The organism is Ectopseudomonas khazarica (assembly GCF_017915135.1).
GTDB classification, from domain to species: Bacteria; Pseudomonadota; Gammaproteobacteria; order Pseudomonadales; family Pseudomonadaceae; genus Aquipseudomonas; species Aquipseudomonas khazarica.
The window spans coordinates 809,651-824,076 of the sequence record NZ_CP068551.1 but is presented as its reverse complement, the minus strand read 5'-3'; the positions used below and the strand labels follow the sequence as shown (position 1 = coordinate 824,076).

Annotated in this window: 13 protein-coding genes; 6 read left to right on the top strand and 7 right to left on the bottom strand. The window is 67.0% G+C overall.

Annotated elements, in window-relative coordinates; genetic code table 11:
• The first annotated feature begins 79 nt into the window (after window positions 1-79).
• Genes JLK41_RS03735 through JLK41_RS03725 form a run of 3 tightly spaced genes read left to right on the top strand, consistent with a single transcriptional unit; the run spans window position 80 to window position 2,938 of the window.
• Complete coding sequence (locus JLK41_RS03735) at window positions 80-1,459, top strand: MATE family efflux transporter (RefSeq protein WP_210390387.1); 1,380 nt, start codon at window positions 80-82, stop codon at window positions 1,457-1,459.
• The gene (locus JLK41_RS03730; RefSeq protein ID WP_037052623.1) at window positions 1,431-2,459 is read left to right on the top strand and encodes a GGDEF domain-containing protein; all 1,029 of its coding nucleotides are present in this window, start codon (window positions 1,431-1,433) and stop codon (window positions 2,457-2,459) included. Before JLK41_RS03735 ends, JLK41_RS03730 begins: the two co-directional genes overlap by 29 nt.
• Window positions 2,460-2,476: 17 nt before the next feature.
• A complete protein-coding gene (locus tag JLK41_RS03725; protein ID WP_037052621.1) occupies window positions 2,477-2,938 on the top strand; it encodes a DUF2214 family protein in 462 nt (153 codons plus the stop codon).
• Between the two features lie 3 nt (window positions 2,939-2,941).
• Here the strand turns inward: JLK41_RS03725 and JLK41_RS03720 are convergent, their stop codons facing one another.
• Genes JLK41_RS03720 through JLK41_RS03710 form a run of 3 tightly spaced genes read right to left on the bottom strand, consistent with a single transcriptional unit; the run spans window position 2,942 to window position 4,429 of the window.
• On the bottom strand, window positions 2,942-3,373 hold the full coding sequence (locus JLK41_RS03720) for a carboxymuconolactone decarboxylase family protein (protein ID WP_037052619.1): 432 nt from the start codon (window positions 3,371-3,373) through the stop codon (window positions 2,942-2,944).
• The gene (locus JLK41_RS03715; protein WP_037052616.1) at window positions 3,370-3,993 is read right to left on the bottom strand and encodes an FMN-dependent NADH-azoreductase; all 624 of its coding nucleotides are present in this window, start codon (window positions 3,991-3,993) and stop codon (window positions 3,370-3,372) included. The genes JLK41_RS03720 and JLK41_RS03715 overlap by 4 nt, the downstream gene beginning before the upstream one ends.
• Window position 3,994: 1 nt before the next feature.
• Window positions 3,995-4,429 carry a GNAT family N-acetyltransferase gene (locus JLK41_RS03710; protein ID WP_051800588.1) on the bottom strand — a complete coding sequence of 145 codons (435 nt, stop codon included), beginning with the start codon at window positions 4,427-4,429 and terminating at the stop codon, window positions 3,995-3,997.
• 91 nt (window positions 4,430-4,520) lie between these two features.
• Here JLK41_RS03710 and pdxR point away from each other — a divergent pair, with 91 nt between their 5' ends.
• Window positions 4,521-5,933, top strand: coding sequence for a MocR-like pyridoxine biosynthesis transcription factor PdxR (gene pdxR, locus JLK41_RS03705; RefSeq protein ID WP_210390385.1), 1,413 nt, complete (start codon window positions 4,521-4,523; stop codon window positions 5,931-5,933).
• Between the two features lie 3 nt (window positions 5,934-5,936).
• On the opposite strand, the gene speA is transcribed toward pdxR, so the two are convergent.
• From speA to JLK41_RS03685, 4 genes are all read right to left on the bottom strand, one after another.
• The gene (gene speA / locus JLK41_RS03700) at window positions 5,937-7,850 is read right to left on the bottom strand and encodes an arginine decarboxylase (protein ID WP_150607963.1); all 1,914 of its coding nucleotides are present in this window, start codon (window positions 7,848-7,850) and stop codon (window positions 5,937-5,939) included.
• A gap of 123 nt (window positions 7,851-7,973) precedes the next feature.
• Entirely contained in the window at window positions 7,974-8,345 is a 372-nt protein-coding gene (locus JLK41_RS03695) for a translation initiation factor Sui1 (protein ID WP_037052608.1), read from the bottom strand.
• A gap of 297 nt (window positions 8,346-8,642) precedes the next feature.
• The gene (locus tag JLK41_RS03690) at window positions 8,643-9,191 is read right to left on the bottom strand and encodes an NUDIX hydrolase (RefSeq protein ID WP_047590801.1); all 549 of its coding nucleotides are present in this window, start codon (window positions 9,189-9,191) and stop codon (window positions 8,643-8,645) included.
• Window positions 9,191-10,258, bottom strand: a complete 1,068-nt coding sequence (locus JLK41_RS03685; RefSeq protein ID WP_047590804.1) for a DUF2333 family protein — start codon at window positions 10,256-10,258, stop codon at window positions 9,191-9,193. Before JLK41_RS03685 ends, JLK41_RS03690 begins: the two co-directional genes overlap by 1 nt.
• Window positions 10,259-10,578: 320 nt before the next feature.
• Between JLK41_RS03685 and JLK41_RS03680 the strand changes: the two genes are divergently transcribed.
• Window positions 10,579-12,192, top strand: a complete 1,614-nt coding sequence (locus JLK41_RS03680) for a response regulator (protein WP_210390383.1) — start codon at window positions 10,579-10,581, stop codon at window positions 12,190-12,192.
• A 134-nt stretch (window positions 12,193-12,326) separates the two neighbouring features.
• Entirely contained in the window at window positions 12,327-14,291 is a 1,965-nt protein-coding gene (locus JLK41_RS03675) for a methyl-accepting chemotaxis protein (RefSeq protein ID WP_210390382.1), read from the top strand.
• Window positions 14,292-14,426 lie beyond the last annotated feature (135 nt).

The window sequence follows — 14,426 nt, the reverse complement described above, 5'->3', positions numbered from 1 at the left end:
CCAAGCCACTCACACTCCTGCCACGGCATGCGGGCAGCACAGCCCTGTGCCTATAATCGCCGCTTTGCCGGAGCCGTCCATGTCCGCCCTGCTCGACGCCTGGCGCCACGCCCCGACCCAGCGCAAGGTCTGGGCCCTGGCCGCGCCGATGATCCTCTCCAACCTCTCGGTGCCGCTGGTGGCCCTGGTGGATACCGCCGTGGTTGGCCACCTGCCGCATGCGCACCAGCTGGCGGCGGTGGCGGTCGGCGGCAGCCTGTACACCCTGCTGACCTGGGCCATGGGCTTTCTGCGCATGGGCAGCACCGGCTTCGCCGCCCAGGCGGCCGGCCGTGGCGATGGCGGCGCGCTGCGCCAGGTGCTGCTGCAGGGCCTCGGCCTGGGCGTGTGCCTGGCACTGCTGCTGAGCCTGCTGGCCATTCCCTTCAGCAGCGCGGCGCTGAGCCTGATGCAGCCGTCGGCCGAGTTGGATCAACTGGCGCGCCAGTACTTCCAGATTCGCCTGTTCGGCCTGCCCGCCAGCCTGGCGACCTATGCCCTGATCGGCTGGCTGCTGGGCACGCAGAGCGCACGCGGGCCGCTGGCCATTCTGCTCACCGCCAACCTGCTCAACGTCGGGCTGGACCTGCTGTTCGTGCTCGGCCTCGAATGGGGCGTGGCTGGCGCGGCCTGGGCCTCGGTGATAGCCGAATGGAGCGGCGCCCTGCTCGGCCTGTGGCTGACTCGCGGCGCCCTCGCACGCTACCCCGGCCACCTGGACGGCCGCGCACTGCAACGCTGGAGCAGCTGGCGCCCGCTGCTGGCGGTCAACCGTGACATTTTCATCCGCACGCTGGCGCTGCAGCTGGTGTTCTTTCTGATCACCGTGCAAGGCACGCGCCTGGGCGACGCCACGGTGGCAGCCAATGCCCTGCTGCTCAACGGCCTGACGCTGACCGCCTATGCCCTCGATGGCCTGGCGCATGCCGTCGAAGCGCTGTGCGGTCATGCGCTCGGCGCCCGTGATCGCCATGCGCTGAGGCGTGCCCTGCTGGTGGCCGGTGCCTGGTCATTGCTGGCCAGCATCGGCTTCGCGCTGTTCTTCCTGTTCGGCGGCCACTGCTTCGTCGCCCTGCTCACCGACATCAGCGAGATACGCGCGCTGGCCCAGGTGTTCCTGCCATACCTGGCCGTGCTGCCCTTGCTGGCCGTGTGGAGCTACCTGCTCGACGGCCTGTTCATCGGTGCCACGCGGGCCCGCGAGATGCGCGACGCCATGCTCATCGCCCTGGCGCTGAGCCTGCCGCTGGCCTGGTGGCTGCAGAGCCTGGGCAACCACGGGCTGTGGTTGGCATTTCTGGCATTCATGGGGCTGCGAAGCCTGGTTCTCGGGGGCTATGCTTGGAGCATGAATCGTCGCAACCTCTGGTTTCCCCCTGGAGTGATCACCGATGCTCAGTGCACCGCTACCCGCGAATGAAACTGAACGCCAGCAGGCCCTGGAGAGCCTGGACGTGCTCGACACACCGGCCGACCCCTACCTGGATGCGCTCACCCGTCTGGCCCGCGACCTGTTCGGGGTCAAGACGGCGCTGATCAGCCTGATCGACAACGAGCGCCAGTGGTTCAAGAGTCGCCAGGGCCTGGAGGTCGCCGAGACCCCACGCGCGGTGTCGTTCTGCGCCCACGCGATCCTGCAGGATACGCCGCTGGTGGTCGAGGACAGCCACCGCGACAGCCGTTTCTGCGACAACCCGATCGTACTGCGCGCCCCGCACGTGCGTTTCTATGCCGGCCACCCGCTGTTCGATGCCCAGCAGCAGGCGCTCGGCACGCTCTGCCTGATCGACCCGGCACCGCGCCGCCTCGATCGCCAGGAGCTGATGCGACTCAGGGATCTGGCCTACGTGGTGCAGGGCTACCTGCAACTACGCCACTGCGCCCACCAGGCCGATGACCTGCGCGATGCGCTGAGCCGCGAGCAGCGCAAGGGCATGCTCGACCCCCTGACGCAGCTGTGGAACCGTGCCGGGCTGCTGCATTTCCTGCCGCTGGAGCAGGCGGTGGCCGAGCGCAGCGGCTTGCAGCTCGGCCTGATCTACTGCGACCTGGACCACTTCAAGCGGGTCAACGACGAGCATGGCCACGATGCCGGCGACCACGTGCTGTGGGAAAGCGCACGGCGCATGAGCGCGACGGTACGCCCGCAGGACGTGGTCACGCGCAACGGCGGCGAGGAGTTCGTCATCCTCGCCCTGGTGAAGGATGACCAGGAGCTGCTGCTGATCGCCGAACGCATCCGCCTGGCCATCGCCAGCCAGCCCATCGTGCTCGAGCACACGCAGTTGCAGCAGACCGTCAGCCTCGGCTGTGCCCTGCTCGGCCCCGGCGAGAGCAGCGGCGCGGCGCTCAAGCGCGCCGACCAGGCGCTGTATCGCGCCAAGCACGAAGGCCGCAACCGCAGCCTGCTCGCCCCCTGATCCGGAGAGGAACCCGCATGGCCGCTGCCCTCGTCGCCTACCTGCACTACCTGTCGATCTTCGCCCTGTTCGCCCTGCTCAGCATCGAGCACGTGCTGTTCAAGGCGCCGCTGGACCTGTCACGCGCGCGCAGCCTGATGATCACCGACATCGCCTACGGCATCTGTGCCGGCGTGGTCCTGGCGACCGGCGTCGCCCGCGTACTGTGGTTCGCCAAGGGCACCGACTATTACCTGGGCAACAGCCTGTTCCATGCCAAGGTCGGCCTGTTCATCCTGGTCGGCCTGCTGTCGATCCTGCCGACCTATGTCTTCTTCAACTGGCGCAACGCGGTTCAGGCCGGCCAGGTCCCGGAGCCCAGCCCCAGGCAACTGCGCCTGGTGACCTGGACCATCCGCCTGGAACTGCTGCTGTTGCTGGTAATTCCCCTGCTGGCCGCGCTGATGGCGCGTGGCTATGGCGTGATCAGCGCGGGCTGAGCGTCACAGACGCATGCCGATGGCCAGGCGATTGAGGCCACTCATCAGGGCCACGGCAATGGTCAGGTCGGAGATTTCCCTGGCACTGAAGTGCGCCTCCAGCGGCTGGTAGTCCTGATCGTCGGCATGGCTGCGGGCGATCTCGCTCAACGACTCCGCCCAGGCCAGCGCCGCTCGCTCACGCGCCTGGAAATGACGACTCACGCGCCAACCGGCCAGGCCGTCCAGCTTGGCCTGGGGCACACCCTCCGCACGTAGCGACTCGCTGTGTTTCTCCAGGCAGTAGGCACAGCCGTTGATCTGCGAGACGCGCAGATAGAGCAGTTCGATCAGTTCCTTGCCCAGCGGGCCACGCTCCAGCGCGGCCTTGGTGGCGAGCAGACCCTGCATCGCTTCGCCGGACAGATCGTAATAGGGCTGGCGCAACGCGCTCATGGCAGGACTCCCGGCGCAGCAAGATGGGGGTTGGCATCCAGCTGCGCGCGCGCCTGCGCCAGCATCGCCTCGGCATGCGCCTGGCCGCGGACCAGGCCCTGCAGGTGAATGAACTCCAGGTCGTGGATACCGATGGTACTCAGCACATGGCGCAGGTAGGAGGTGAGGAAGTCCGGCTGCCTCGCCTGCTCGCCACGGTAGAAACCGCCCGAACTCACCACGACGAAGGTCGGACGATCCGCCAGCAGCCCCACCTTGCCAGCCTCGGTGGCGGCGAAGCTGCGCCCGATGCGCAGCACGTAGTCGATCCACAGTTTCAGCGCCGCCGGCACCGTGAAGTTGTGCATCGGCGTGGCGATCACCAGGCAGTCGCTGCCTTCCAGCTCGCCGATCAGTCGCTCGGAGACCTGCAACGCCGGATCGTCGCCAGGCGCTTGCGCCACCAATGCCTCGGCATAGGCCGCGGCCAGAGCCGGCAAGGGCTCGCTCGCCAGGTCGCGCTCCAGCACCTGGGCCTGGGGGTGACGCTGACGCAGACGCTCGACCAGCTCCTGCGCCAGGCCGCTACCGCGACTCTGGCGACCGAAGGGGCCGCATTCCAACAGGAGGATTCGCTGCATTTCAAAGCACCTCGCGAAAGTGCATGCCGATGGCCAGCAAACCCTGACGGTAGTAAAAACGCTGCCCGCGTGCGTTGCCCAGCGCCGTGTCCAGCACGAAGTTGGCGCAGCCCAGGCGGCGTGCCTGGGCCCGCGCCTCATCCAGCAGCCGCTCGCCGATGCCCTGGCTACGCAGGTCCTCGCGCGTCACCAGGTCATCGACATAGAAGAAGCGCCCGTGCAGCAGGTTCTCCTGCAGGCGACAACCGGCCAGGCCCAGCACCTCGTCGCCCTGGCGCGCCGCCAGCAGGCGATAACCCTGCTCGGCCTGGCGTTGCAGGCGCTGGACGAAATCGTCGGCGTCGCTCAGGTGTGGGCGCAATACGCGCATCAGGGGCAGGCAGGCACGCAGTTCGTCCGGGTCGTCGAGCCAGTCGCAGCGGTAGTCGGAAATCATGGCGGTTCTCCATCGAAGATGGCCGCCACTCTAGGCGGAACATGGCATAGTCAGTAGAGCCAAGAATCATCGAATCGATTAGGACATAGGCATGTACAGCATTCGCCTGGAAAGCGCACGCGACAAGGCGACACCGATCTACCTGCAGCTCTATCAGCGCCTGCGCGAGGCGATCGCCGAGGGCCGCCTGCAGCCAGGTGAACGCGTGCCCTCGGTTCGCGCCCTGGCCAGCGAGCTCAATCTGGCGCGCGGAACGGTAGAGGCGGCCTACCAGTTGCTGGTCGGCGAGGGTTATCTGCTGCCGCGCGGGCCGGCCGGCACCGTGGTCTCCCCACAGTTGCCGCATGCCCCCGGCAACCCTGTGCTGCCCGCCAAACAGCGCCAGGCCTCGCGCTCAGGCGATGAGCCGAGCGCAGAGGCGCTGCCGTTCCAGCTCGGCCTGCCGGCCCTGGACAGCTTCCCGCGCAAGCTCTGGAGCCGGCTCGGCGCGCGCCACCTGCGCCAGCTGAGCAGCCCCGACCTCAACTACCCACCCGCACAGGGCCTGCCCGCGCTGCGGCGCAGCCTGGTGCGCTATCTGGGGGTGTCGCGCGGCATCGCCTGCGAGCCGGAACAGGTCTTCATCACCGCCGGCTATCGCAACGCCCTGCTGCTGATCCGCCAGGCCTTGCTGCAGGCCGGCGACCGCTGCTGGTTCGAAGACCCGGGCTATTTCAAGGCACGCCAGATGCTCGAGGGCAGCGAGGTCACGCTCGTCCCGGTGCCGGTGGATGAACACGGACTCTGCGTGGAGCGCGGCCAGGCGCTCGCCCCGGATGCCCGCTGCGCACTGGTCACGCCGTCCCACCAGAGCCCCCTGGGCGTGTCGCTGAGCCTCCCCCGGCGACTGGCCCTGCTCGACTGGGCGGCGAGCCGCCAGGCCTGGATCATCGAAGACGACTACGACAGCGAGTACCGTTACGTCGGTCGCCCATTGCCGGCCCTGAAGAGCCTCGACCATGCCGGCCGCGTGCTGTACTGCGGCACCTTCAGCAAGGTGCTGTTCCCCGGCTTGCGCCTGGCCTACCTGGTGGTACCGCAGGCACAGGTGGCGCGCTTCGCCGCCTGCGCACAGGACTTCGATCACGGCTGTCCGGCGTTGCCTCAGGCGATCACCGCAGACTTTCTCGACCAGGGCCACTTCGCCCGCCACCTCAAGCGCATGCGTGCGCTCTATGCCGAGCGCCGCGCTCATCTGGCCACGGCGCTGCAACACGTCCTGGGTTCACGCCTGCGCGTCGAGTTGCAGGCCGGTGGCATTCATCTGCTGGCCCGGCTCGACGAGCGCGAGGACGACCGCGCCCTGGCAGCCCGCGCACAAGGCGCCGGGCTGGCAGTGATGGCATTGTCGGAGTGGTCGCGGCAGCATCCCTGCGGCAGCGGGCTGCTGCTGGGCTTCACCAATATCGCCAGCGCCGAGCAGGCGTTGCACCTGGCTCGACGCCTGGCCGAGGCGATCAGTTGAGCATCAGGACGCCAGGTAGGAGGAGCGGGTCAGCCCCAGGCGCAGCGCGTCGAGGAACTGGGTGCGCTCGCGGGCACTGATCCGGGCGCTGGCCACCTTGTCGCGGTAATGCGTCATCAGCTCCTCGGGCGACAGGTGCACGTAGCGCAGCATGTCCTCGATGGTGTCGTGGGTCTCGATGCCGGCATGCACCGCACTGCCATCGGCGGCCTGGTAGATGTTCACCGAGTCGGTGTCGCCGAACAGGTTGTGCATGTCGCCGAGAATCTCCTGGTAGGCACCGACCAGGAAGATGCCCAGCACATAGTCCTCGCCCTCCTTGATCTCGTGCACCGGCAGGCTGGTCTCGATGGACTGCTCGTCGACGTACTGGCGGATCTTGCCGTCGGAGTCGCAGGTCAGGTCCTGCAGCACGGCACGGCGCAGCGGCTCCTCGTCCAGGCGCGACAGCGGCAGGATCGGCAGGATCTGGCCGATGGCCCAGGTGTCCGGCAGGCTCTGGAACACCGAGAAATTGCAGATGTACTTGTCGGCCAGCTTGTCGTTGAGCTCGTCGAGCACGGCGCGGTGCGAACGCTGACGGGCCTTGAGCTGGTTGTGCAGGCGACGGCAGATGGCGAAGTAGCACTGCTCGGCCAGGGCCTTCTGCGCCAGGCTCAGCTTGCCGGCGGAATACTGCGCGGCCACTTCCTCGATGTAGTGGGTGGCACGCCAGTAGGTCTCGGCGACCATTTCCGGATCGCTGTCGTCGAGCAGCTCGATCAGCACCTGGAGGATTTCCGGCTGTTCGACGCTCGGATCGATCTCCGGCACCTTGTCGTTGTGCCGCTCGACATCGGTGACCTGCACCAGCAGCACGGCGTGGTGCGCGGTCATCGCCCGGCCGCTCTCGGAGAAGATGTGCGGATGGGGGATTTCCTGGCGGTCGCAGAACTCCTTGAGCATGTCGACCACGGCATCGGCGTAGTCCTGCATGTCGTAGTTGATCGAGCTGGCGTTGCGCGAGTGGGTGCCGTCGTAGTCCACGCCGAGGCCGCCGCCGACATCGATGTGATCGACCGGCAGGCCCATGGCGCGCAGCTCGCCGTAGTAGCGGATGGCCTCGCGGAAGCCCTTGCGGTAGTCGGCGATGTTGGCGATCTGCGAGCCCATGTGGAAGTGCAGCAGGCGGATGCCCTGGTCCAGCCCGGCCGCGCGGAAGCGCTCGACGACCTGGAGGATCTGCGCGGCCGAGAGACCGAACTTGGATTTCTCGCCGCCGGTGTCGGCCCACTTGGAGGAGGCCAGCGAGGACAGGCGCACGCGCAGGCCGATCTGCGGCGCGACCTTGAGCTCGGCCGCCTCCTCGATCACCAGGCGCACCTCGGATTCCTTCTCGATGACGATGAACACGTTGTGGCCGAGCTTCTGCCCCATCAGCGCCAGACGGATGAACTCGCGGTCCTTGTAGCCATTGCAGACGATGGTGCCGCCCTTCGGCGCCAGCGCCAGCACGGCCAGCAGCTCGGGCTTGGAGCCGGCTTCCAGGCCGATGGAAACGTTCTGCGTGGCGATGATGTTCTCGACCACCGCTTCCTGCTGGTTGACCTTGATCGGGTACAGCGCGGTGTAGCGGCTCTGGTATTCCAGGCGCTCGATGCTGGAGTCGAAGGCGCCGGTGAGGCGACGCACGCGGTCCTGCAGGATGTCCGGGAAGCGCACCAGCAGCGGCAGCGACAGACCGCTCTGGCGCAGCTCCTCGACCTGCTGGCTGAGGTCGATGGGCTGGCTGTCGGGCCCGTTGGGACGCACCTCGACGCGACCGGCATCGTTGATCGAGAAATAGCCGGCGCCCCAGTGGCGAATGCCGTAGACACTGCGGCTATCGGCTACGGTCCATTGGCTGCCGTCGTCTTTGCGGGTGCGTCGTGCGGACATCGGGTTCTCCCATGAGAAAGCCTGGCCTGCGGGCGGCCAGTCGGAAAATTTAAGCAAGCAAGATGACGTTTGCTCGGCGGTTGACCCTCCGAGCTTCATCGAAGTTTAGAAAATAATGGCGCGTCAGCCGCCGGACTTCTTCGCGGTGAAACCGCGCTTGCCCAGTTCGGCCAACAGCAGGTCGACGTGATCGCCCTGGATCTCGATCACGCCGTCCTTGAGCGCACCACCGGTGCCGCAGCGCTTCTTCAAGGCGCTGGCCAGCTCCTTGAGCGGCTCCTCGGCCAGCGGCACACCGCTCACCGTGGTGACGGTCTTGCCGCCACGCCCCTTGGTTTCACGGCGTACGCGGGCGATGCCATCGCCTTCGGGAATGCGCGTCTGCTTGCAGACACAGGCATCCACCGGCTGGTTGCAATCCGGGCAATGGCGACCACCATCGGTGGAATAGACGAGACCGCTCAGAGCGGAGAATGAAGAGGCTTTCTTGACCACCGGCTTGTCCTCGTAGGGGTCAGGATAGCGACTGGCCGACGCAGGTCGACCGCGAAGCCCCACTCAGGCAGGGGCAGCGCTGGCGGACAGAGGTCCGCCGAAAAGGTCGCGCAGTGTAACGGCAAAGACCGAGCTTGCTAAGTACGTATTTGCGTCATTGTCCGGCACGATGGCGACGCTGTTCGCCATCGTGCACGAAGCGCTCGGAATCCGCGACACCACAGGCGTGCAAGCGCCCAACTGGCATGCCCTACGAGGCGTTGCCGGGCTTGCTGCGACCGCCCAGTAACAAAGGCATCAGACAGCCGCAGGCGGTCTGTTCATGTAGCGTTCCAGCGCCGCCAGCGAGTCCGGGCAGTACGGCATATGGCGGGTTTCCTCCAGGGCCTGTTCGACACTGATGAAACGCGCTTCGAGCACCTCCTCCGGCTGCAGCACCAGCGGCGCATCGGACACCGCCGAATAGGCCATGCACCACAGGCGGCTCTCCGGCGCGTCGTAGAGAAAGTGCGCATGCTCGACCAGCTCGGCGTCGACGATCCCCAGCTCCTCGGCCAGCTCGCGCTCGGCGGAGAGGCGGTAATCCTCGCCTTCGAGCACCATGCCGCCTGCCGCGACATCCCAGTAGCCTGGGTACAGCGCCTTGCTCAGGGTACGCCGGTGCACGCACAGCAGGCCAGCAGAGTTGAACAGCAGGATATAGGTGCCACGGCCGATCAGGTGACGCTCACGCAGCTGCGCCCGCGAGACGCCACCCAGCGGCCGGTCGTTCTCGTCGACCCAGGCGACCCGCTCGCTGTCGGAGGCGGCACGATGCGCCGCCTCCGCCGCCGAGATCCTGCTCATCAACCCTGGCTCAACAGCTGACGCAGATCGATGATGCCGGCGTTGGCACGCGAGATGTAGTTGGCCATCACCAGCGAGTGGTTGGCGAGGATGCCGTAGCCACTGCCGTTGAGGATCATCGGGCTCCACAGCGTCGCCTGCGCCGCCTCCAGCTCGCGGATGATCTGGCGCACGCTGACGGTGGCGTTCTTCTTGGCCAGCACATCGGCGAAATCGACTTCGACGGCACGCAGCAGGTGAGCCAGCGCCCAGGCCTGGCCACGGGCCTCGTAGAACACGTTGTCGATCTGCAGCCAGGGGGTCTCGTACACGCCGCCCTCACCGACCAGGCCCGACTCCGCAGCATCGTTGCCGACCTGCTGGTTGTCGCTCAGACGTACCTGGCCGACGCTGGCCGACAGACGCTGCGACAGCGAACCGAGACGGGTGCCGGCGTCGCCCAGCCAGTTGTTGAGGTTGTCGGCACGCGCATAGAACTGCGCATTCTTCTGCCCCGGATCGGCCAGACGGGCGAGGTAGCGGTCCAGCGACTTGATCCCTTCGCGGTACTCGGATTCGGAGGCAGGCAGCGCCCAGCTCTTGTGGTCGAAGTGGAAACGGGGCTCGGCCTTGGCCAGGTCCGGGTCTTCCGTGGACTGCGACTGCGAGCGCGAGAAGTCCTTGCGCAGCGCCCGGGCGAAGTCGCGCACCTGCACCAGTGCGCCGTATTCCCAGTTCGGCATGTTGTCCAGCCACAGGCCCGGCGGTGCCAGGTCGTTGGACAGATAGCCGCCCGGCTTGTCCAGCAGGGTACTGGCGACCTGCTTGAGCGTTTCCACCGTGGTGTAGCCGGTGACCATCTGCCGCTGCGCCTGCTGCGCGGCCGCCTGGGCATGTTGTTGCACCTGAAAGGCGCCAGGTTCCTGGCTCCAGTACCAGCCCACGACCAGGGTCACCAGCAGGTACACACCGAGCAGCCCGCCGAGCGCGCGTCCGATCAGGCTGGAGCTGCTGCGCTCACGCCCCAGTTTCGCGGTCTTGTCGGTACCGTCGGGCGAGCTCGCCGCGCGATTCTTCCAGTCCAGCATGGCAATGTCCTTTTTAAGCGAATTCGAATGTTCGACCACAAGCCGACCAACGGGTTGCGACCTGTCCCGCACTATAAGGCAAGCTCGCAGCAAAACGCAGGGCGCGCGGGCAAACTTACCGCTGGTACGAGGAAAAGCCGTTTTTGTGACTCGCCTCGCCTGACGAACCGGCACATGTGACGTCAAAATAGCCCAATGCACATTTTTGTCGCCTATTCGACAGAAATACCGCCGCCAATTGATCGGCGGCAATGCCAGCACCGCCGACAAGTGATAGCATCAAGCCACCACTGACTTAACACTCGATAGAAGTCGGCCCCATGACCGAGCACCCGGATCCCAGTCGCGACCGCCTCAAGAACCACTTCGCCCAGCGCGTGATCCATCAGGCGCGTCAGGTGCTGGAAGTCTGGCAGCGTCTGCAGCGCAGCGAGTGGAGCGATGCCGGCATGGCCGAGCTGACCGAGGCCAACCTGCGCCTGCTGCGCTACGCCGAGCGTTTCGAGCAGATCGAGCATGCCCAGCTGGCGAAGACCATCAGCACCAGCCTCGATGAGGTGGTGGAGAATCGCGGGCGCCTCAACAGCAGCCTGATCGCCCGCCTCAACCAGGCCATGCAGCGCCTGTCGCGGACGGGCCTGCGCCACAGCGATGCCTTCGAGCAGACCTTCCTGCCGCCCCTGCGCAAGCCGGTCTACCTCGCCCTGCAGGATGCCCAGCGCGCCGAGCGCCTGGCCCAGCAACTGGAGTTCTTCGGTCTCGCGGCGCAGCCACTCGGTGACGAGCGCGCCTTCCGCGCGGCCATCGCCGAACGCCACCCGGCGGCCATCGTCATGGACGTCGACTTCGCCGGCATCGGCCTGGAACTCGCCGACTCCATCCAGCACGGCCTGGAACAGAAGATTCCCCTGCTGTTCTTCAGCCATTGCGACACCGATACCCCGACCCGCCTGGCGGCGGTGCGTGCCGGCGGGCAGGAGTTCTTCACCGGTTCGCTGGATGCCTCGAGCCTGCTCGAACGCATCGAGGTGCTGACCCATGTCTCCCAGTACGATCCGTACAAGGTGCTGATCGTCGATGACTCCAAGGCCCAGGCCACGCATACCGAACGCGTGCTCAACAGCGCCGGCATCCTGACCCACACCCTCACCGAGCCGATCAAGGCGATGGACGCGCTGGCCGAGTTCCAGCCGGACCTGATCATCCTCGACATGTACATGCCCGAGTGCAATGGCACCGAACTGGCCAAGGTGATCCGCCACAACGACCGCTACGTCAGCGTGCCGATCATCTACCTGTCGGCCGAGGACGACCTGGACAAGCAGCTCGACGCGATGAGCGAAGGCGGCGACGACTTCCTCACCAAGCCGATCAAGCCACGCCACCTGATCGCCACCGTGCGCAACCGGGCGGCGCGCGCGCGCAACCTCAAGGCGCGCATGGTGCGTGACAGCCTCACCGGCCTGTACAACCACACCCACACCCTGCAGCTGCTCGACGACGCCTGCTACCGCGCCCGCCGCGAAGAGCAGCCGCTGGCCTTCGCCATGCTCGACATCGACCATTTCAAGAAGGTCAACGACACCTACGGCCACCCCATGGGCGACCGGGTGATCAAGAGCCTGGCGCTGTTCCTCAAGCAGCGTCTGCGCAAGACCGATCACATCGGTCGTTACGGCGGCGAGGAATTCGCCGTGGTGCTGCCGGACACCGACGAGCAGTCGGCGCTCAAGGTGCTCGAGGAAATCCGCCAGCGCTTCGCCGAGATCCACTACCCGGCGCAGCCACAGGACCTCTCCTGCACCTTCAGCTGCGGCATCGCCATGCTGCAACCGGGCCTGGACGGCAACGCCCTGTCCAAGCGGGCCGACGAGGCGCTGTACAAGGCCAAGCATGGCGGCCGCAACCGGGTCGAGCTGTACAGCGACGACTGAAACGCTCGCCCGTGCGACCCACCGAGGGCGACGGCTGGACAGGCGGAAAACGTGACGCAGCGCACATCGTCATCAGGCTGTAACCAAACCGCAATAACCTCGCTGGCATCGTTCAGTCTTCGTTCGAGCCTGCCATGCGCCTCAAGCTGCTCACCAACCTCAACACCCTGCTGCTGGTCACCGTCTGCGTAGCCCTGGCAGCCACCCTCTGGTGGTCGCAACGCGCCCTGCAGCAACCGGTCCAGCTGATGGAGCGCTACCTGACGCTGTCGCAGCAGTTCCAGCACGAAGTCGCCGATAACATCCAGGCCTACCTGGCCAGCGGCAACGCCGTGCAGCACAGCAGCGCGACCCAGGCCATCGACGCGTTCAAGCAGGCGCTCGACCAGCTTCCGCCGCAACTGGCCGACGAACTGCGCCCCAGCCTCGAACAGCTCCGCGAATTCAGCGGCAACCAGCTGCTGGCCGCCGGCAAGCTGGCGGGCGACCCACAGGGCCTGCTGCTGCAGGCCGAACGGGAAATGCTCGCGGCGATGGAACAACTGACCCAGTACGCCGACAGCGCCGACACGCCAGCCGCGAGTGCCTACCGCAAGCCCCTGCGGGAGGCGGGTTCACGCCTGCTGAAACTGGTGCATGCACGCGAGCGCTTCATCAGCCAGGGGCGCAGCGAGCTGCTGGGCGATGTCGAGCGCGAGCTCAAGGCGCTCGGCCAGCAGGTCTCGGCGCTGGACGCCCTGCCACTGCTCGGCGTGCAGGAAGCCGACAGCTCCGCCAGCATCGGCTTCGCCGCCCTGCTCGGCCTCGACGAAGGCCAGCAGGAACAGCAGGCGCAGGACCGGGGCATCGACCTCAAGCGCGAGCTGAGCACGCTGGTGCGCCGCTACCCCAATGAACTGCAACGCACACGCGAGCTGGTCGAGCAACGCCAGCAACTGGCCCAGACCACCAGCGAGCGCGTGACCCAGGTGCAGCAGGCGCTGGCCGGGCTGGAACCGCTGGTCAGGGCCGAATATGCGCGCATCCAGGGCGAGGTGCGCCTGATCCAGGGCCTGATGATCGGCCTGATCCTGCTCATCGCCCTGGTCATCGACCGTATCCAGCGCCGCCTGTCACGGGTCCTCGGGCACCTGGTCCCGGCGCTGTCGAAGTGGGCCCATGGCGACTTCGCCGAGGCCATCACCATCAACTCGCGCACCCGCGAGCTGAGCGATATCGAGGATTCGCTCAACCACCTGCGCCGCTACCTGGTGGAGCTGGTCGCCAGCATTCGCGGCCATGCCGAACAGGTTGCCGGCTCCAGCCGCACCCTGGCCGAGCTCAGTGGCGGCCTGCACAGCGGCGCCGAGCGCCAGGCCGGCGACACGGCCCTGATTCGTGACGCCCTGGGCGAGCTGGAGGCGACCATCGGCCAGGTGGCGCAGGACGCCAGCCAGACGGCGGACGCCAGCCGCGACGCCGACCGCGCCCTGGTCCAGGGCCAGCAGGTCATCGGCCAGAGCCTGGAGGGCCTGCACGCTCTGGTGACGGAAGTTCAGGGCAACGCCCAGGCCATCGAGCGCCTGGCCGATGAAACCGCCACCATCGGCAGCGTGCTGACGGTGATTCGCGGCATCGCCGAACAGACCAACCTGCTCGCCCTCAACGCCGCCATCGAGGCGGCGCGGGCCGGCGAGGCCGGGCGAGGTTTCGCCGTGGTCGCCGACGAAGTCCGCTCGCTGTCGCAACGCACCGGCAGTGCCACCGCCGAGATCCAGGACGTGATCGGGCGCCTGCAGCAGGCCGCGCACCAGTCGGTGCAGGCCATGCGCGCCCAGGTCGAGCACGCCGAACAGACCGCGGGCAAGGCCGAGGCCGCCGACGGCGCGCTCGACGAGATCGTCAGCGCGATCCGCACCATCGCCAGCATGGCCGAACGCATCGCCGAGGCCACCGCCCAGCAGAGCGACTCGGTCAGCGAGATCCGCGAGCACGGTGAGCGCATCCACCAGCTGGGCGACGACAACCTGCAGCGCATCGGCCAGGGGCGTGACCAGGGAGAGCAGCTGATGCAGCTGGGCGGCCAGTTGCACGAGGCCGTGCAGGCGTTTCGCGTCTGACCTGCGGCATACCGGCGCAGGCCTGGAACTCGGCGCGCGGCCGCCGATCCAAGCGACGCTCATCCGAGCAGATCGGCAGTCCGTTCAGCTGGCGAAATGTGCATGGGCGCTTTCCGGTATCATGCCGCCACCTTC

Coding starts and splice junctions, on each gene's coding strand:
- JLK41_RS03735 (WP_210390387.1), top strand. CDS start 80: ATGTCCGCCCTGCTCGACGCCTGGCGCCACGCCCCGACCCAGCGCAAG.
- JLK41_RS03720 (WP_037052619.1), bottom strand. CDS start 3,373: ATGAGCGCGTTGCGCCAGCCCTATTACGATCTGTCCGGCGAAGCGATG.
- JLK41_RS03680 (WP_210390383.1), top strand. CDS start 10,579: ATGACCGAGCACCCGGATCCCAGTCGCGACCGCCTCAAGAACCACTTC.
- pdxR (WP_210390385.1), top strand. CDS start 4,521: ATGTACAGCATTCGCCTGGAAAGCGCACGCGACAAGGCGACACCGATC.
- JLK41_RS03710 (WP_051800588.1), bottom strand. CDS start 4,429: ATGATTTCCGACTACCGCTGCGACTGGCTCGACGACCCGGACGAACTG.
- JLK41_RS03725 (WP_037052621.1), top strand. CDS start 2,477: ATGGCCGCTGCCCTCGTCGCCTACCTGCACTACCTGTCGATCTTCGCC.
- JLK41_RS03675 (WP_210390382.1), top strand. CDS start 12,327: ATGCGCCTCAAGCTGCTCACCAACCTCAACACCCTGCTGCTGGTCACC.
- JLK41_RS03690 (WP_047590801.1), bottom strand. CDS start 9,191: ATGAGCAGGATCTCGGCGGCGGAGGCGGCGCATCGTGCCGCCTCCGAC.
- JLK41_RS03715 (WP_037052616.1), bottom strand. CDS start 3,993: ATGCAGCGAATCCTCCTGTTGGAATGCGGCCCCTTCGGTCGCCAGAGT.
- JLK41_RS03685 (WP_047590804.1), bottom strand. CDS start 10,258: ATGCTGGACTGGAAGAATCGCGCGGCGAGCTCGCCCGACGGTACCGAC.
- JLK41_RS03730 (WP_037052623.1), top strand. CDS start 1,431: ATGCTCAGTGCACCGCTACCCGCGAATGAAACTGAACGCCAGCAGGCC.
- speA (WP_150607963.1), bottom strand. CDS start 7,850: ATGTCCGCACGACGCACCCGCAAAGACGACGGCAGCCAATGGACCGTA.